Origin of the sequence: Enterovibrio norvegicus DSM 15893 (genome assembly GCF_900115495.1) — a bacterium.
Classification (GTDB): domain Bacteria; phylum Pseudomonadota; class Gammaproteobacteria; order Enterobacterales; family Vibrionaceae; genus Enterovibrio; species Enterovibrio norvegicus.
Window position 1 is genome coordinate 25,631 of record NZ_FOWR01000022.1, and the last position, 18,575, is coordinate 44,205.

The 18,575-nt window shown below is 48.7% G+C and carries 14 protein-coding genes; 7 read left to right on the plus strand and 7 right to left on the minus strand.

Annotation, left to right across the window (positions count from 1 at the left end; genetic code table 11):
• Nucleotides 1-109: 109 nt before the first annotated feature.
• The 4 genes from galK to BM082_RS14625 all read right to left on the minus strand — a co-directional run bounded on the left by galK (nt 110) and on the right by BM082_RS14625 (nt 7,508).
• Nucleotides 110-1,279 carry a galactokinase gene (gene galK / locus BM082_RS14610; protein WP_017017088.1) on the minus strand — a complete coding sequence of 390 codons (1,170 nt, stop codon included), beginning with the start codon at nt 1,277-1,279 and terminating at the stop codon, nt 110-112.
• 53 nt (nt 1,280-1,332) lie between these two features.
• Entirely contained in the window at nt 1,333-2,391 is a 1,059-nt protein-coding gene (locus tag BM082_RS14615) for a UDP-glucose--hexose-1-phosphate uridylyltransferase (protein ID WP_017009252.1), read from the minus strand.
• Between the two features lie 305 nt (nt 2,392-2,696).
• Complete coding sequence (locus BM082_RS14620) at nt 2,697-3,797, minus strand: alkene reductase (RefSeq protein WP_074927480.1); 1,101 nt, start codon at nt 3,795-3,797, stop codon at nt 2,697-2,699.
• A gap of 270 nt (nt 3,798-4,067) precedes the next feature.
• Nucleotides 4,068-7,508: a M66 family metalloprotease gene (locus tag BM082_RS14625; RefSeq protein ID WP_074927482.1), complete on the minus strand. Its 3,441-nt coding sequence runs from the start codon at nt 7,506-7,508 to the stop codon at nt 4,068-4,070.
• A 393-nt stretch (nt 7,509-7,901) separates the two neighbouring features.
• On the opposite strand from BM082_RS14625, the gene BM082_RS14630 reads away from it, so the two are divergent.
• Entirely contained in the window at nt 7,902-8,291 is a 390-nt protein-coding gene (locus tag BM082_RS14630; protein WP_017015032.1) for a hypothetical protein, read from the plus strand.
• A 161-nt stretch (nt 8,292-8,452) separates the two neighbouring features.
• On the opposite strand, the gene BM082_RS14635 is transcribed toward BM082_RS14630, so the two are convergent.
• The 3 genes from BM082_RS14635 to BM082_RS14645 form a co-directional block, all read right to left on the minus strand.
• Nucleotides 8,453-8,908, minus strand: coding sequence for a hypothetical protein (locus BM082_RS14635; protein ID WP_074927485.1), 456 nt, complete (start codon nt 8,906-8,908; stop codon nt 8,453-8,455).
• 13 nt (nt 8,909-8,921) lie between these two features.
• A complete protein-coding gene (locus BM082_RS14640; RefSeq protein ID WP_017015034.1) occupies nt 8,922-10,781 on the minus strand; it encodes a S8 family serine peptidase in 1,860 nt (619 codons plus the stop codon).
• Nucleotides 10,782-11,214: 433 nt separating this feature from the next.
• The gene (locus tag BM082_RS14645) at nt 11,215-11,598 is read right to left on the minus strand and encodes a class I SAM-dependent methyltransferase (protein ID WP_422111102.1); all 384 of its coding nucleotides are present in this window, start codon (nt 11,596-11,598) and stop codon (nt 11,215-11,217) included.
• Here BM082_RS14645 and murQ point away from each other — a divergent pair.
• The 6 genes from murQ (at nt 11,544) to BM082_RS14675 (ending at nt 18,574) form a co-directional block, all read left to right on the plus strand.
• The gene (gene murQ / locus BM082_RS14650) at nt 11,544-12,446 is read left to right on the plus strand and encodes an N-acetylmuramic acid 6-phosphate etherase (protein ID WP_074927487.1); all 903 of its coding nucleotides are present in this window, start codon (nt 11,544-11,546) and stop codon (nt 12,444-12,446) included. The genes BM082_RS14645 and murQ overlap by 55 nt on opposite strands.
• A 266-nt stretch (nt 12,447-12,712) precedes the next feature.
• Nucleotides 12,713-13,423, plus strand: a complete 711-nt coding sequence (locus BM082_RS14655; RefSeq protein ID WP_017015037.1) for a hypothetical protein — start codon at nt 12,713-12,715, stop codon at nt 13,421-13,423.
• Nucleotides 13,424-13,432: 9 nt separating this feature from the next.
• Nucleotides 13,433-13,975: an RNA polymerase sigma factor gene (locus BM082_RS14660; protein WP_017015038.1), complete on the plus strand. Its 543-nt coding sequence runs from the start codon at nt 13,433-13,435 to the stop codon at nt 13,973-13,975.
• Nucleotides 13,960-14,769: a hypothetical protein gene (locus BM082_RS24970; protein ID WP_017015039.1), complete on the plus strand. Its 810-nt coding sequence runs from the start codon at nt 13,960-13,962 to the stop codon at nt 14,767-14,769. Before BM082_RS14660 ends, BM082_RS24970 begins: the two co-directional genes overlap by 16 nt.
• 376 nt (nt 14,770-15,145) lie before the next feature.
• The gene (locus BM082_RS14670; RefSeq protein WP_017009241.1) at nt 15,146-16,354 is read left to right on the plus strand and encodes an ammonium transporter; all 1,209 of its coding nucleotides are present in this window, start codon (nt 15,146-15,148) and stop codon (nt 16,352-16,354) included.
• 192 nt (nt 16,355-16,546) lie between these two features.
• Complete coding sequence (locus tag BM082_RS14675; protein WP_074927488.1) at nt 16,547-18,574, plus strand: tetratricopeptide repeat protein; 2,028 nt, start codon at nt 16,547-16,549, stop codon at nt 18,572-18,574.
• Nucleotide 18,575 lies beyond the last annotated feature (1 nt).

Here is an 18,575-nt window from a genome sequence, read left to right on the forward strand (position 1 = left end):
AGAAGCGAGAAGCGAGAAGCGAGAAGCGAGAAGCGAGAAGCGAGAAAAGCATGACGTGTTGAGAAAGAGGCGCAATCCCTCTTCCTCTAATAGTACGGCGGTCTAGACGCTACGCCATCGCGGCGTCTTTCACTAACCCCGCACCCGTTTTCGCCTGACACACATAAATATCGGCCTTCAAGCCCGTTAACGCTTCATATTGCGTATCAACAGCCTCACGGATGGCGTCAACATGAGATGGCATGACTAACGCGACGATACACCCACCAAAACCTCCGCCCGTCATGCGCACACCACCGTCTTTACCAATCACGGATGTAACGATGTCGACCAAGGTATCGACTTCTTTTACAGTGATTTCAAAATCATCACGCATTGACGCATGTGATGCTTCCATCAACGCGCCCATTGTCTGCAAGTCACCACGGCGAAGGGCATCGGCAGCCTCTAAGGTACGTTGATTTTCGGTGATCACATGACGAGCGCGACGCGCAACTTTTTCATTCAGGTGCTCAGCGTTGTCTTCAAATGTTTCGAGGGTCACATCACGCAATGCCAGCACGCCAAAAAAACGGGCTGCTGATTCACACTGCAATCGACGTGTGTTGTATTCGCTGTCGACCAGACCACGTTTTTTGTTCGAATTGATGATAACCACAGCAATGTCGCTGGGCATAGAAACAGGCAAGGTATCTAACGAACGGCAATCGATGAGCAAGGCATGGTTCTCAAGCCCTTCCGCGGAGATAAGTTGGTCCATGATGCCGCAATTGCATCCCACAAACTCATTTTCTGCCTGCTGACCAATTAAGGCGATATCGGCCTGCGTGACATTCAGCTGGAACAGCAATTTGAAGGTTTGACCAATCACCACTTCAAGTGATGCGGAGGAACTCAGCCCTGCCCCCTGCGGAACGTTACCGGTCACCGCCAAGTCAACACCACCGATGTCATAGCCACGCTGTTGAAGACACACAACCACGCCACGAATGTAATTCGCCCACATTTTCTCAGGCAGGAAAGCAATCTTTTCATCGAGCGAGAACTGATCTTGCTCGTTATCAAAATCCACGGCGACCACGCGTATTTGGTTGTCATCTCGTTTTGCAGCCGCAACCACGGTTTGGTAATTGATGGCGCAAGGCAACACAAAGCCATCGTTGTAATCTGTGTGTTCACCAATCAGGTTCACGCGTCCTGGCGCTTGAATGGCATGTGTCGCGTCATAGCCAAACGCCTGCTGAAACGCGTTGTTGGCGTTTTGAATAATATTTTTCATAAAGTTATCTCTCGCTAGCACGCTGTTTATGAGCGTGGATAACGCGTTACTCTTCAATCCATGTGAGTTTTATAGTGCACGTCGCTCAGCGCGCGTAAGCGTTCGGCCGCTTGTTCTGCGGTTAAATCTCGCTGTGTTTCTGCCAACATTTCATAGCCCACCATAAACTTGCGCACCGATGCGCTTCGTAGAAGAGGTGGGTAGAACAACGCATGCAATTGCCAATGTTCGATGTCAGTCCCCGCGTCAAAAAACGGCGCATAGTGCCATCCCATCGAATACGGGAAGGAGCACTGGAACAAGTTATCGTAATAGGTCGTCAGCTTTTTGATTGCCAACGCAAGATCATCACGCTGCTCATAGGTCAGTTCTTCTAAGCGACGAATGTGCGTTTTAGGGAGCAACATGGTTTCAAATGGCCACGCCGCCCAATACGGCACAACCGCCAACCAATGCTCTGTGTCCACCACGGTTCGCGCACCGTCGCACATTTCCGCTTCCACGTAATCCACCAGCAAATTACGCCCATGTTGCAGATAATAATCTCGCAGCAGTACGTCTTTGCGCGCGATTTCATTTGGAAGAAAGCTGTTCGCCCAGATTTGCCCGTGAGGATGCGGCTGAGAGCACCCCATCGCTTCACCTTTATTTTCAAATGCCTGAACCCAAACGTATTGTTGACCCAGTTCTTCGATTTGCGCATTCCATGTATCAACCACCCCGCGAATCGCTGACAAAGGCAACTCGGGCAACGTTTTACTGTGATCGGGGGAAAAACAAATCACGCGGCTCAACCCCCTTACACCTTGTGCTTGAAATAAGGGGTTGGTCGGTTCAGGGGCATCCGGAGAATCTGGCATCAAAGCGGCAAAATCATTACCAAATACATAGGTGCCTTCATAATTTGGATTTTCATCACCAGACACTCGGGTGTTTCCGGGGCACAAGAAGCAATTGTCACTGTATGAAGGTAAAACATCTGTCGAGGGCTTTTCATCCTGACCACTCCAAGGACGCTTTGCACGGTGCGGAGACACCAGCACCCATTGACCCGTTAGCGGGTTATAACGGCGGTGTGGGTGATCGACGGGATTAAATTCAGTGTTATCCATGTCAGCTCTCTCAATCCATTCAAGCGAAATTCGTGGCATGTTTTTTCAACAGCGCAGCAATGTCTGTTTAAGGCTCGCCACTCGCGTTTACTTTAGTGTTCGATTCACAAGAACGTGTAATTTCGCCACCGTTTAAAGAGTAAACACGCAATGTAAACGTTTCCATTCAGTCTAGATGAATAATGCGTGTGCTTCAAATCTACCTGTGCATTCAACCGCGTGTTCAACAGGGAGACACCATTTTTAGGCACAAAAAAGCCGCTGTCGGAAACAGCGGCTTTCAAAAACTTAATGCTAAGAGGTTGTTAGCCTGCGTGGTAGGCAGGGTAATCCAACAGCCCTTTTTCAGCACCCCCGAACAAGGTGCTAGGATCGTGCAGTGCTAACGGGTAGCCATTTTTCATGCGTTCCGGCAGGTCTGGGTTTGCTACAAATGGGCGACCAAAACCAATCATGTCAGCCTCTCCGCTTTGAATAGCTTGCTCGCCTTTTTCGCCGTTGTAGCGACCCGCGTAGATCAACACACCGTCATACACTTTACGCATGGCATGTTTGAACACGGCGGGTGTTTCTGGTGCATCGTCACAATCCACTTCTGCGATGTGAATGTAGACAATGTTCAACGTGTTCAACAACGCCGCCGCCGCGACATAAGTTTCAACTGGCGTGCTATCGATCGTGCCATTGAGCGAGGTGAATGGTGCAAGGCGCACACCAACGCGCTCAGCACCAATCGCGTCTGCCATGGCTTCAACCACGTCTTTTAGGAAGCGCAAACGGTTCTCAATGCTGCCGCCGTATTCGTCAGTGCGGTTGTTGGCTTCAGAGTCAATGAACTGATTCACCAAGTAGCCATTCGCTGCATGCAGTTCAATGCCATCAAACCCGGCTTCTATCGCGTTCAGTGCTGCTTGGCGGTACTCTGCAATCACGTGTTTGATGTCGTCTTTGGACATTTCGCGAGGTTCTACCACATCAACAAAACCCGGTGCGTCTGAGCCGTTGTCGATGAAGACTTTCACGTTTTCTGCTTTCAATGCAGAGGATGAAATAGGTTGCTGTCCGCCAATGTTATCAGAGTGCGTCACACGGCCAACATGCCAAAGCTGCGCGAAAATCACGCCATCTTTTTCATGGACCGCATCGGTGACTTTTCGCCATCCTGCGATGTGTTCTTGGCTGTAAATGCCGGGTGTCCACGCATACCCCTGACCCATTTCAGAAATTTGCGTGCCTTCGGCAACAATCAAACCCGCACTGGCACGCTGCGCATAGTAGGTGGCCATCATGTCATTCGCGACGTTGCCAGGTTGGCTGGCGCGTGAGCGGGTCATTGGAGGCATCACAATACGGTTTTTTAGAGAAAGCGAACCGAGTTGGATCGGTTGAAACAATGCATGGGTCATGTCGGACTCCTATTACTCAATAGCGATGAGAATACGCATGATCACTCGGCATTTGAAATTATCGATTTTTATAAAATGAATAATATTTTGTTATGAACAAAGGAGCATTTTGCGATTGAAGAAATGAAGCAGGCAAGAAGGAAGGTTCGCAAGGTTCAATCTACATGGAGGGGAAAACATCCCGCCCGCTGACAACGAAAACGGCCAGAGGGCGGGAAGCGAGTTATTGCTTATCGCTTATCGACAGAAAATAGAAATGAGCGACAAACACTATTGGTAACTGTAAGAACCATGTCGGCTTGAGAAAACCCAACGGTTACCGTTTGACCAATACACTTCAGGTTCTTGAACACATTGGCCGCCTTCATTCACAAAGCCAGCACCGTAGAATTCTCCACCGCTGGTTAAGCTACATAGATTCGCATCGCTGCCAGCTTTGGCTTTGACGCGTTCACCAATCCCTGCAGGGTTGTTCAATGACAGCCATTCAAACTGGTTAACAGCAGAGAACATCGGACGTTCACCGTCTGCATCTCTTACCGTTATGTCATCCCCACCTGTACATTGGAATTCATCGTTGCCGAGGTCTTCAACATAACCGTGCAGCGTTTTTTCAACGCCGCTCACGGTCATTGGGAAGCGACAAACATGCGGATAATCATTACCCAAACGCAATGTCGCCAGATTGTTTAGGTCTGCTTTCGACAGGTCCGCAGGGTCAAAGGTTTCTGTGTGCGCGAACCAGCTTGGTGGCAAGGCTGATTCGAATGCCTCATAACCATGCTCTTGACCAATAATCACTGGGCCGACCAAATCATTCACCGCAGGGTTGCGTGGCGTCTCTTGGCTATCCAGCACGCTGACGGCACCATCGGCATGTGAACAGCTTAGGGTGATACGTTTAGGGTGGTTATTCATTGGCAAGTTAATGTGGAACTTGTTGCTTTCACCACTACTGTAGCGAGTGCTTGCTAGCGCAATACGCTGTACAGAGCCATTCTCGCCTTCAACCGCCAACTCACACTGTTTTTGGGACTGCAACGTATATTGCGCAATGCCACCTTGGTGAGCAGCATATGACCATCTTGCGCCATTGACGTGTTTTACGTCATCAATTTGCTGACATTTCCCGTCGGCAATAAATCCGGCGCCATCGTGAGAAGTGCCTGATTTATCTAAGCTACACAGCGTTTGTTCACCCAAAGCAGCGGTAGGAGTATAGGTGACAGCGCCAAGGTGCTCACCTTTGGCCGAGAGCAACTGATAATCCATTAACGGAGAAACAGGGTTTTCGCGTTGCCCGTTAACCGCCCAATACATTTCAGGCGCCGTGCGACACACGTTGTCGTTAGCATCTTCATAACCGACAAAGTTGGCTTGCTCGCCGTTTGCGTTGGTATAACTGAACTGACAAACAGGCAACTGCGCATTATCAATTTTCAGGGTTTGCCATTCCGTGCTTAGACGATCAGATTCGCTCAGGTGGCTCACCGATTGCCAACCTTCCAATTGCGTTTCGATATAGCTCGGCGCAGGAAGCTCAAACAGGTTACCGTAGTTTGAGTAGATCAACGGATAGATCTGGCTTGCGTTCTGTTCTGCAGGGTCGTAAATACCCAACACAGTGATCACTGGAACGCCTTTTGATTCCGGCTTGGTAAAGTCTGAATCTACCTCAACATATTGCTGCGAGGTTTGATCCCACTGAGAAAAGCCAGTACTGCTATTCATGTCCAGATTGTTCGAGCGATTGAACCAATCTTGCGTAACACGCGCAGCGATTGGGTGCTCAAGCGTATAGTGGCTGATTAGGCCCGTTTTTGCGTATTCACCGCCGCCCATGGCTTCTCGCATAAAACGGAATTCGCCAGCAAACGGAGGGACGATTTCACCGCTGTTTTCATTTTCCATCGTGATCGGTGTATCCGTCCAGTGCAGGTTACCGATGAAGCGCTTGTAGCGTGCATCCCAACCCCAACCGGATTCCATATCATGGATGGAGTAGCCCTGAGGATGGTGTCCTCGGCCGTAGTTATGGCCTAACTCGTGAGACCATTCATTTCCGCGTGTTGCATCGAGCGTCACAATGCCGCCACCACCGCTTCCGCCGTGTTGTACAACTTTCGAGGTGACTACGCCGGTTTCTGCATCTTTCGCCAAGTATCGTCCGCGGCTGTTGTGCGAGGTGATGTGGCTAAATGGGCGCGGCCAGCTAGCGTTTCCTCCCGCTGTATCGGTGACGCCGAAGTTAGCGTTATTGATACCGATAGAGAACAGGCGCTTACCGACGTATTCACGCATGTCACCACCGTGCCATCCCGGCGTTTCATACTCACTGGCTTTGGTATACACCTTGCCGTTTGGTAGGGTGACTTTTTTCAAGTGGACTGGGGTGTAATCTGCCATCACCAGCTTGGACACGGGGATCTTCTGGAAGTAATCCGTGGCCAACTTTGGCATTTGCTGAATCATGTCATAGCGGTCACGCGGTTCAACGAGCATGCCGATATCGATGTTTTGGATCACCATCTCAGGTGCGCCACCAAAGACCAAGCTGTCGCTGGTGAGATCGCCTTCGCGGCCTCGGTTATCGCTGAAACGCAGGGATAAGCCCGGCTTCATCCATTCCCAGCTCAGTGGGAAGCTCCATGCATGGTGAGAGAACACCACTTTGCTACGATCGGTTTTGATCTGATCCGTGTCTGCCAAGGCACTTGGTGGCTGCATAGGGAAACGTCCCATGCTGACACCATCAACGGCGACATCGACCCACAATTGGTGAATGCCGTATTGAGAAGGCGTCACTAACAATTGTGCTGCACGATCCATCACCAGGTTCGGATGACGCAAATCATCGTTGCCATTCGGCATCACGCTGGTGTGTGTTTGGGCGAAGTTCACGTGTCCACGTAAGTTACCCAACAGATGGTTTTGCGCGTCGCGGCTATCGTTGTAACTCAAACGAGCAGGCAAGGTATTGAAGGTCAACTGTTCTGTGTCACAGCTCAAGGCATTACAGCCTTTTAGCACTACGTCGTACTCAGTGTCCGGTTCAAGATCGCCAATGTAAAAGTGGGAACCCGTCGCTTTGTAGTTAAACGTGATGGAAGATGCATTCTCAGGATGGGTAGTGATCGCGATGTTGTATTTCGCATCTTCACTGGTCGCTTTCCACGCCAGTTGAGCGCCCTTATCAGAAACAGAGGCGGTTTGAAGCTCTGTGATATCAGGGGTTGCGATGCCACCACAGTCGGACATCACCGTGCGGAGCACCATGTCGCTTTCCCAAATGTAACTGCCATCATCATGCTGCGAGCCACGTGCAGCGGGAATGTACTCAACATAACAACCCGTATCATCAGCGGTCATCACACCCCATTCGCGGTGCATCAGATAGAAGCCACCGTTGTAGGGCACATATTCCCAATCAGCATCTACAAATGGAAACGCGGTGCTGAATTCGCCGTTGGTATCATTGAGTGGGAAACGCGGGAAATTATCGTGGTTCAACCAGTACTCTTTTCCTTGGTATGTCAGAAAACGACGACCCTCTCGCTCAACAACATTGGCGGGATTTTGCGCCAACTGCTGCATATTTTCGAGTGAAGCACGGGTTTGCTCTCCCAAAGACATCAATGTGGTGTTTTCTGCAAGTGCCGGCAGGCTGACTAACGCACTTCCTATAAGCAATGACAAAAGTGTTAATTTCATAAATTGTCCCTGATCGTTCTATTTAGAATTATGTGATTCAGATCCAATTTTCATCTAGTTATCAAGAAGTCGCAGCCAGCAATATGCAATTCATTGATCTTGGTGCAAGGCGTTTTTTCTCATTGGCGATATTACTTCCACATTAGTGAGACTATTGCAGATAAAAACATCAAAAAAACAAAGCTAAATCATCATGTTAAACAGCATTCTTGTCGATAAAACAGTCTATTTTGTTGGTCAATGAGAGCATAAGAATGCACACTAGAGCGTGCAGAGAAAAACGATGCACGTTGAGCACGACGTGGATGTGAAATTTGCACATGGAATGACTTGCTATTTGAATGCGCTATTCGAGCAAATGTTGCGTTGAGCAGAAAAGAGGATAAGAACAAAATGACCAAGAAAATCATGCTATCCATGGCACTACTTGGCAGCACACTTTTGATGGGTTGCAGCCAGCAAAGCCTTCTGAACGGCAAGGACAGCATCTCAGCAACGCCCATTCAAGGCATTGAGCAGATAACGCAGCAATCAGACACTCAGTTTGATGTTGTGTGTCCAACAGGGATATGCCGATTTGAACTAACGACAAACACACCGAAGACAATCACTCTCAACATGTATTACGGCGCAGATCAGCCGTTTAAAAAGCTAGAAGGCATCGACGTTTTCAGACAACCCGAAGAGGCGATCAATCGATTATCCCTGTACCAATTTGACGTAACACTGCTAGGCGGTGCAAAGCCACATGAGATTCAGGTGATCGATTACTTCCGCAACTAGTCGATGACTTCCAAAACGAAAAGGAGTGGGCTAATAACCCGCTCGCTTGAGTAATCGAGATTATCATTCAAGACTTCCTGAAGAAAAAAAGCCACCACTTCAACGTTAACTGTCACGATGAAGAGGTGGCCTTGTCATAAGTATGACGTTAGTGAGGTGCTTTACTCAGGTTGTAATGTCGAGTTAAACAGCTCTAACTGTGCTTTCAAACCTTGCGCGTCTAATTGCGATACCAACTCAGTGAGTTCCGTATCGTTATCGGCTTTTAATACTGCAATACTGCCGACATGCGACACCAAGGTTAATCCTTCTTGCTTTGCAGCAGATTGCGCCGTTTCTTTGTCTGCTTTGATGAGTATTAACCCGCTGGTTGTATGGGAAACCAAACCTGTCGAGTCTGTCAAAGTTTCACCTGCATACACGTCTGGGGCATCTTCAAAACCGAACAGGGCACGCAAAGAAAACGCCTGAGGTGCATTTTTGTAGAAGGTTTTACCATTAATCACAACGGCTTCGCCTTGTGGTGTTGATAAACCCAAGTCAGACGGCGATACCGTGTTTGCGAGTACTGGCGCAGACAACAATGCCGCAGTAAATAAAATCGTTTTCGCTTTCATTGTGCTCTCCTTCTTATCCTTGATGACCGATTAGACGTATCGACCAATCATTAATCACGCCAGGTACACTATTGTTCTCATTACCAAAGTAATAAATCTCAGATTCATCAGAACGGTTTTTCAGTACCCAATAATCAAACGCACTGCTGGTGTCCGTCACTCGCAGATGCCATTCACCCGAGGCTTGCTCGCCATAAAACTTGTGGCTAAGCATAAGATGATCGCGGTAACCACGGCTTTCATCGCCAGGTTGCTGGCCTAATCCGATAAGGAAAGAGCGTCCAATCATGCTGTTTCGAGGTGACATCAACACGCTGCTTGTGCCCGAAGGGGATACCAATTCAATCAGCAAATCCGTGGTACGTTCGTGGTCAATGTCGACTTTCACCTGCACAGATTCAACAATCAGATTGTCTGCTACAACGATACTATCGCCCACGGCGTCATCACCCGCATCAGGCACCACAACATTGGCTTCGCTGGCTTTCCATTCCGTGAGTTGAAGTGGCGGGAGTGGCTGATGCAAACGCGCTTCAAACATGGCTTTGTCCACATCAATCAATCCAAAACCGTAGTAAGGACTGAAATCATAACCCGCCGCATTGGTTGACCAACCTTCAAAGCCTGTCACGGTGCGCGTAACCCCCGACGCTGTGACATAGCTAATCAGTGTGTCCGTGTGCGTAGGATCAACCTTACTTGCTGTCGTCGCGAGAAGGTGGCGAATATCGCGCTGAGAAAGATCAGGGCGAACAGTCATCAGCAACGCCGCAGCACCCGATGCGTTTGGCGCGGCAGAAGACGTACCATTCATAACACCGTTGTAGTTACAGTTTGGATCCTCCGCTGTGCCGCCATGTAGCCCATTACGATCTGCTTTTTCGATGGTGTTATAACCACGATCACAGCCCGTTAAGTCTGTTGTGATATGCGCGGGCTTGTCTCGACCAAACTCACCAGCTGGAGATGTCAGAAAGACGTTGCTACCAACGGATGAGTAAGACGCAAGCTCGCCATCAGCGTTAAGCGCACTCACGGTCATGTTCCAGTAGTTTGAATTGTTCGCAGAGAGGTTGCTGTTTTGCCAAGGTAGGCCTTCATTGGGTACATCAGCCGTGTCGAAATCTTTCGGTTGAATGCGGTATGTGGTCTCACCCAGAGTAATGCCCGTTCGACCAAAACCATTACCCGCAGATTTGACATACAGAGCACCACGCCCCTGATGTGCCGTGGTACTTTGTTCTTGGTAAACCGAATCTTGGAGGGCGAGTGATAAGTCGTTTTCTAAATCGTAAGGCATGCTAAAGAGAGCGTTTCCTCCATAGCTTTGGTTAAACACACGCGCATCACTTGAACGTGCATCAGCACCGTGTGCAATCAACCAACTTTGTAGTGATTGCTCTTCTAAGTAGTTGTAGCCTTTCAAGCCCGCTTGCGGTGCTACGCCACGGACCCCTTCGCCATTATTCCCCACGGCCGCAATGATCCCAGCCACTGAGGTGCCGTGAGACGCATTCGGATCCCAAGGCGTCGGATCATCATCGTTATTCACCAGATCCCAAGAACCCGGTTTTACATTTCTCGCGAGATCGGGGTGAGCAATTTCAAGTCCATCATCCACCACCGCGACAGTGACACCCTGACCTTGATAGCCAAATAAGTGCGTCTGCCACAAGTTTAAATCGTAACCAGAACGGCCACCTTCGGCAGAAAATGCCGCTTGGCCATTATTCAATAAGTTCCATTGGTGCGCGAGAAGTGGGTCTCCAGGTAAGAGCCAACGGTTTTCGTAATATCTATCAGCTGCTGATGCAGCCCCTGAAAAAGCAATAGCAGCGCTAATTGCCAATGCGATCGTCCGTTTCTTATTCATTATTTTTCCTAAGTTCACAACTAAAATATGGAATCGAAAATACGATTCACCTTTTTAGTAATATATGAATGACGTTGAACATGAAATAAGAAGTAAGTGATATGACTCGCAACAAAACGCCTAAATAAGTAACCATTTATGAATAAATAATAACGAACTTGATATGTCTAAAATTATCAACAACTAAGGTTACTATCTTTATTTAACCTGCGCTGTGGCGGCAAAAATGACTGAGCACCCCTTTGCTTGAACACTATTTTTTGTATAGAAAATTGGAATACAAAAAAAGGCCATGAATAAACTCGATATATTCATGGCCTTTTTTATTTCAATTAAGACGAAAATGGCTTTAAAGACAACTTGTCGCCTTTATTATAAATTCAATGTTTTCTGACGCTTAAAGCGCTTGAATATATACCCTACCCCTTCTTTATTATTTTTCTAACAACACCATCACTTCAGTATGCTCAGTGTGAGGGAACATATCGAACCATTGCAGACGTTTTACCACGTAAGACGGCATTTCTTGAATATCTTCATACAAGGTCTCTGGATTGCAGCTTGAATAGTGAATATGTTGCAGGGCAAGCGCGACCAACTGCCTGACGAGCGCTTTTTCTAAGCCACGACAAGGCGGATTCACCAAAACCAAATCAGGCACAGTCTCTTGCATTTCAGCTTTGCGAATTGAGGAAAAAATCGTTGTGGTTTCCCAGCCCAATAAGGAATACTGGTCACCATCATGATGACGAGAGATCCACAATGAAGATTGATTTAACCCGCTTGGTGACCGAAAGCCGAAATGCCGCCAGTGCACACATCGACACCTTATCGACGCTGGACATGCTCAAGGTGATCAATCAGGAAGATCAAAAGGTTGCGCTCGCAGTGGAAACGCAACTTCCCAATATCGTCCGCTCGGTCGATGCGATTACACACGCCTTCGCAAACCAGGGTCGTTTGATTTACATGGGCGCGGGCACATCAGGCCGACTCGGTATTTTAGACGCCAGCGAATGCCCGCCTACTTATGGCACAAAACCCGAGATGGTTGTCGGCTTAATTGCGGGTGGTCACCCTGCGATTTTGAAAGCGGTTGAAAATGCCGAAGATAATGCCGAGTTGGGTCAACGCAACCTTGAGGAACTGGTTCTGACAAGCAACGACGTCGTGGTCGGCATTGCTGCAAGTGGCAGAACACCTTATGTGTTGGGCGGTATGCGCTATGCAAAAACAGTGGGGGCAACCGTCGTCGCCATCGCGTGTAACCCGCAGTGTCTAATGGTAGAAGAAGCAGATATCGCCATCACTCCCATCGTTGGCCCAGAAGTGGTCACAGGCTCTTCGCGCATGAAAGCGGGCACGGCGCAGAAGTTAGTGCTCAACATGCTCACCAGCGGGGCAATGATTCGCAGTGGTAAGGTGTATGGCAACTTGATGGTCGATGTGGAAGCCACTAACGCCAAATTGGTACAACGACAAGTGAACATTGTCGTGGAAGCGACAGACGCAAGCCCCGAAGAAGCGGAAGCTGCGCTCAATGCTTGCAATCGCCACTGTAAGACCGCCATCTTGATGCTATTGGCAGAGATTGATGCATCAGAAGCAAAAGCGCGCCTTGAACAACACAATGGTTTTATCCGCGCAGCATTGAACGCCAAGTAACCCTCGACAAAAGCTGAATGTAGCGTCAGCGCCTAAAGCTCAAGAAATCTATCACTGAGGACTTGGGCTTTTTTGTATCGACATAACGCCTCTTTTCAACAAATACTTCTGACCTTGCTTTCCTTCTTATCCCTATTTTTTCATCTGCCCTGCATCTAAATCCCAAACCCCGTCGTCTCTTATCTTGAAAACTCTTTTCACATGGCCGTGAGAAAAAGCAATGCGCTTACCACTTCGACACCGAAGTACTTTGAAAGGATAAATAAATGAAATACTGGACTTTATTGGCTCTACTTTTTCCAGCGCTGGCCTCTGCCGCTGCGATCACACAAGAGACTGACATTGGCGACGTCTATGTCGATGCAAAGGGTAGAACCTTGTATACCTTTGCGAAGGATGTGCCAAACGTGTCAAATTGCAATGACGGATGTGCCGCAAAATGGCCACCATTGCTCGCAGACCAAGCAAACAACGCACTCTTTGCTGAAGAAGAAGGCTTTTCAACGATTCGTCGGGCTGATGGCAGCAAGCAGTGGGCGAAAGATGGCCAGCCTCTCTATCGCTGGATAAAAGACAAAAAACGCGGCGATATTTCTGGCGCGGGCATTAAAGGCGTTTGGCCACTCGCGCGCGCCGATGATGTTTCTCTCAAGCTCTACAACACGGGAAAAACTCGTATTCTTGTTGATGAGAATAACTTCACCCTCTATACCTTTGATAAAGACATGGACGGAAAGTCAGTCTGTTATGGCGATTGCGCGGTGAAATGGCCACCTGCACTTGTTTCGTCAACCATCACATCTCAAGGCATTGATTCACTGTCTTTTACAGGCGGGTTTGGTATCACAGAAAGAACGGATGGTACCTACCAATGGATGCACAATAACCAGCCATTGTATTTATGGTTTAAAGATAAGAAGCCAGGCGACACGACCGGTGATGGTGTGAAGAACGTTTGGCATATCGTGGAGCGATAAGGACATACAGTGAGCGTCGATAAACAGCAACTAACATCGCTACTCTCACGCATAGCGCTTCGAGACCGAGAGGCTTTCGAAGCGCTTTATGCTCTGACGAATGCGCGACTTTTCAGCTTAGTAAAATCCATCGTGAAAGATGACCAACTCGCTGCAGACCTCCTCCAAGAAGGTTTTTTAAAGCTCTGGTTTAGTAGCAAGCGTCACCCGGTTGAACACCCGTGGGCGTGGATTTGCCAAATCATGCGGAACCTTGCCATTGATGAGCTACGCCAACGACGACGGCGACAACAAAACGATGCGGATCCAACGTTTCTTTCCCAAGAAATGGTCGCGGATGACAGCCCATCATCTACAAATACAAATGAGCCTCAACGCCTCGATCTGTGTCTCGAGGCGTTGCCATATGAAAAGCGCAACGTCATCGTGCTCGCCTACCAACACGGCATGACACACCAAGAAATCGTTGCGTACACAAACTCTCCGCTGGGTACGGTAAAATCGTGGATCAGACGCGGACTACAGGAGTTGAAACGATGCCTAACCGAATAACAGCAAAACGCTACGCGTCACTCGAGGTTCGCGACAGACTCGCTGCGCAGTATGTTTTAGGCACGTTGACACCGCGCGTTCGCCGTCGACTCGAACAATTGATTCAACAAGATCCAACTTGGTGGGAGTCCATCGCTCATTGGCAGAAACACTTTAGTGGATTAACCCCTTCGATGGATGATCTCCTCGACGAACAAGGGTTTTCCCCCGCCCCCAAAAAGGTATGGGAGCACATTTCTTTCGCGTTGTTCCCAAGCACACAAAGAGACGCTCCAAATCTAGCCAAAAACCAACGGAGTCGCCTGTGGCCGACATGGTTTACGCCTGTGGGGTTTGCGTGTGCGCTCATGCTGGGGTTGTTCCTCAGGCCCATTGTGTCGACTGCTCCTCTCATCCCTACAAGCGAATCCACACAGACAACGTCTCTGATTTCGCTCGTTCAACCTGCAGCCTACTTCGCGATGATGTCGTCCAATATTGGTGAGAATCAGTTCGCGCTGGTCGCGTATAAAGGGACGAAGCCTGGTGAATCAACGATCCGTTTACAGCGAAACCTACGGGAAACAAATCTACCCTCAGAAACTGCAATGGTATGGATGCGTGATAAAGCGAGTGGAAAACTGCAACCCATCGACACACTCAGACGCATTAACGACACTCGTGTTATGAGCCCAACAGAATGGAAGGTACTGAAAAACAGTTCGGAGTTATTAGTCACTGAGACCAATGACCCAAGCAGCACGTTGCTTTATCGTGGTGATAATGTTGAATTGAGTAACTGGAACGCAATTTAACGCATTGCACCAGAACGTTTACTGACCCAGATAAGCATACTTGCCCATCGCGAGTGTGCTTTCTTTGATCTTGAAATCGACAACACACATACCGCCTAAACCATCTTACCTATTCGGCTTTCCTGCTAAAGCACCATTTTGGTGCGCACAACACCTTTTCATTGCACAAGCATGATGCATTCAACGTTATGCGCACGTTAACGATTAGTGCAATTCATTCAATGTGACGTGATTTTATATTCCTTTAATATCAATACTTTAAAAACAATATGCACCTTATTGGTGTTTCCATGCACCCTGCTTGAGCAACTCGGCACGATTCGTGCTTAAACACCCACTAGGAAAATTTGTTCTCAAGGAAGTAGAGGAAAACATTGTGGAAAATATCAGTAGCGCGATTCAAACGCTGACCGAAAGCGCGAACACGCTCTTTATCTTGATGGGTGCCATCATGGTTCTAGCCATGCACGCCGGATTTGCCTTTTTAGAAGTCGGCACCGTCAGACACCGTAACCAAGTGAATGCACTGGTTAAAATCATGTCAGACTTCGGTTTTTCAGCCCTCGCTTACTTTTTCATTGGCTACTGGGTAGCCTATGACACCACCTTTTTCAGCAGCGCAGAAACCCTCTCCGCCAACAACGGCTATGAGTTAGTTAAATTCTTTTTCTTGATGACTTTCGCCGCCGCCATCCCAGCCATTATTTCGGGTGGTGTCGCAGAGCGCGCGAAGTTTACGCCAATGCTGATTGCAGCAGCGGCCATCGTGGCATTTGTTTATCCGTTTTTCGAAGGTCTTATCTGGAACGGTAACTTTGGTTTCCAAGACTGGCTAGAAGCGACATTTGGCGCGGCTTTCCATGATTTCGCAGGCTCAGTCGTCGTCCACGCTGTGGGCGGGTGGATTGCACTCGCAGCCGTGCTCATTCTCGGTGTGCGTAAAGGCCGCTACCGTGGCGACCGTTTGATTGCATTTGCCCCTTCAAACATTCCTTTCCTTGCCCTTGGCGCATGGATTCTTACCATCGGTTGGTTTGGCTTTAACGTCATGTCCGCGCAAACACTCGACGGCATCAGCGGTTTGGTTGCGGTGAACACCTTAATGGCAATGGTCGGCGGCATCGTTGCGTCACTCGTAGTAGGTAAAAATGACCCAGGTTTCCTTCACAACGGTCCACTCGCCGGATTGGTAGCTGTGTGTGCGGGCTCTGACTTGATGCACCCAATTGGTGCGCTCTTCACCGGTGGTGTTGCAGGTGCGTTATTTGTTTGGTTGTTTACCTTGACCCAAAATCGCTTCAAGATTGATGACGTGTTGGGTGTTTGGCCACTGCACGGTGTGTGTGGTATGTGGGGTGGCCTTGCGGCGGGCATCTTCGGCTTAGAAGCGTTGGGTGGCCTTGGTGGTGTGAGCTTTATGTCTCAGCTCATCGGCACCATTGCAGGTGTTGTCATTGCCTTCGTAGGCGGTTGGATTGTTTACACGGCGGTAGATAAAACGGCGGGTATTCGCATGACCGAAGAAGACGAATACAGCGGTGCTGACCTGGCCATTCACAAGATTGCGTCCACCTCAGAAGACTAATTGCTAAGCGCTTAGCGCTAACGCAAAAAACACAAAAGAGCCCAACGTATTTGGGCTCTTTTTTGTTGCTTAAAATCACATGGTTGCATAGCTTTCAACGCCTCATATTCCTGAAATATAGACATCCGACTCCAACGTTCACATCAATACTGTTTACTGTATTTGATGAGATATGTCGTTGGGAGTTGTTGCATGAGCCACCATGATATCGATGAAAATCACGTCGCCGATCCCCCACAAGATGATTTGGTTTCTCGCCTAAAAAAGCGCGTCGCTAACCACCCCATCGGTGCATCCATCATTATCATCACGGCGGTGGTTATCGCCTTGTCTCAAGCCGTTCCACCCATTGTCTCTTTCTACGAATACCTCACCGCTAAATCCAGTGATACCGATTACCTTGATGATGAAAACTTTAAAATCGGTCAACGTGAGTATTTCCACGGTAACGACGATGAAGCGGCATATGTTGCCTATCTCGAAGCGGCAAATGATGAAAACCCCCTTGCTCAGGCAGCCGTAGCCAAGTTTCTATGGCGCGGGTTAATTGGGCCAAAAGATGAGGATGGCGCACAGTATTGGGCGACTAAAGCGTTACCTCAACTCAACAGATTGGTCGCAGTAGATCATGCTGAAGCGTTATATACCTTGGGTTGGCTAACCAATAATGGCGTCGGCGTGGCGAAAGATGAGAAGAGGGCTATCTCCCTCTATGAGCGCGCGGCATGGAAAGGGATTGCTTGGGCGCAAACCAATTTAGGGGCCATCTATGAGGCAGGAGAAAACCTACCAAAAGACGCTGTGAAAGCCGAGTATTTTTATACGCTCGCCGCAAACCAGGGGTACGTCCCCGCACAATATGAATTGGCTCTCTTGTATAAATATGGTGACGACGGCGTTCCCATAGATTTAGCTGCCGCCATGAACCTATTCTCGCTGGCGGCAAATAAAGGCGATGCTGATGCCCAATATCACTTGGGGGATATGTATCGCTTTGGAAAAGGCGCTGAGATTGACTTAGAAAAAGCGGTGCATTTTTACACCCTCTCGGCAAATCAAGAAAAAGACTCTGCACAATGGGCGCTGGCTTATTGCTACAGCAAAGGTTTAGGCGTTGAGAAAGATCCTAAGCGCGCGGTTTCGCTCTACACACTGGCTGCCGACCAAGGTCATTCCTCGGCACTAAACAACCTTTCGATTCTCTATCGAAAAGGGGAAGGGGTGGCTAAAAACCTTAATAAAGCCATTACGTTACTTCAGCAAGCTGCCGACAATGGGCACAGCTCTGCCCTCAATAACCTTGGGTGGCAATATGAGATAGGCGAAGGCGTACCCAAAGATTTGAACAAAGCCTTTGAATTGTATTCACGCTCGGCCGAGCTGAAAAATTCATCGGCTCACGTCAATCTAGGCATACTTTACCGATATGGGGATGGCGTTGAAAAAAATGCTCAAACCGCCGCTAAGCACTATCAACTCGCCGCCGACCAGAACAATGCAAAAGGTCAAACATACCTTGGGGAGCTCTATGAGTTTGGTGACGGTGTTGAAGAAAACGCAGTAAAAGCGGTTGAGCTTTATCAATTGGCCTATGAACAAGGCAATCAACGGGCACAAATGCGATTAGGCGCAGCCTATATGTATGGCATGGGAGGGTTAGACACGGACGAGGAAAAGGCCAAGGCATTGTTGCTTGATGCCGCAGACAACAATGAAAACCTCGCGAATTGGTTTCTCTCCAGCCTTCATGCCAATAAAGAAAGTCCACTTTATGATGACGAGGCTCGTATTCGCTACCTAAAAACCGCGGCAGAAAATGGGCATTTTTGTGCGCAAAACAACTACGGGGTATATCTCGAGGAAAACTCGCCAGAAAGCGCTGAGGAGGCGGTGACTTGGTACGCAAAAGCCGCCAGCCAGGGCCACCAGCGCGGGCTAAAGAACTTCATCGCACAATTGGAATTGGGTAACGCCACAGAAAGCGATATCGCCCTTGTGCGTGATTACTACCTTGAACAAGCCGGAAAACAAAACATTCACGCAAACCTGATTCTGGCTGACTGGCACAACCGCGGCGTGATCGTCGAAAAAGACATCATGAAATCGGTGAGTTATTTCTTTGAGGCCAAGAAGCTCGGCAGTGATGAAGCGGATGAGAAAATTGCCGCCGTGCTAGCGCCGCAGCATACCTTTGCAGCGACCTGCCCAACGAACATCTAAG

Excerpts from the sequence above, each read along its gene's own strand:
- galK (WP_017017088.1), bottom strand. The coding sequence starts at position 1,279 with ATGAAAAATATTATTCAAAACGCCAACAACGCGTTTCAGCAGGCGTTT.
- BM082_RS14615 (WP_017009252.1), bottom strand. The coding sequence starts at position 2,391 with ATGGATAACACTGAATTTAATCCCGTCGATCACCCACACCGCCGTTAT.
- BM082_RS14620 (WP_074927480.1), bottom strand. The coding sequence starts at position 3,797 with ATGACCCATGCATTGTTTCAACCGATCCAACTCGGTTCGCTTTCTCTA.
- BM082_RS14625 (WP_074927482.1), bottom strand. The coding sequence starts at position 7,508 with ATGAAATTAACACTTTTGTCATTGCTTATAGGAAGTGCGTTAGTCAGC.
- BM082_RS14630 (WP_017015032.1), top strand. The coding sequence starts at position 7,902 with ATGACCAAGAAAATCATGCTATCCATGGCACTACTTGGCAGCACACTT.
- BM082_RS14635 (WP_074927485.1), bottom strand. The coding sequence starts at position 8,908 with ATGAAAGCGAAAACGATTTTATTTACTGCGGCATTGTTGTCTGCGCCA.
- BM082_RS14640 (WP_017015034.1), bottom strand. The coding sequence starts at position 10,781 with ATGAATAAGAAACGGACGATCGCATTGGCAATTAGCGCTGCTATTGCT.
- murQ (WP_074927487.1), top strand. The coding sequence starts at position 11,544 with ATGAAGATTGATTTAACCCGCTTGGTGACCGAAAGCCGAAATGCCGCC.
- BM082_RS14655 (WP_017015037.1), top strand. The coding sequence starts at position 12,713 with ATGAAATACTGGACTTTATTGGCTCTACTTTTTCCAGCGCTGGCCTCT.
- BM082_RS24970 (WP_017015039.1), top strand. The coding sequence starts at position 13,960 with ATGCCTAACCGAATAACAGCAAAACGCTACGCGTCACTCGAGGTTCGC.
- BM082_RS14675 (WP_074927488.1), top strand. The coding sequence starts at position 16,547 with ATGAGCCACCATGATATCGATGAAAATCACGTCGCCGATCCCCCACAA.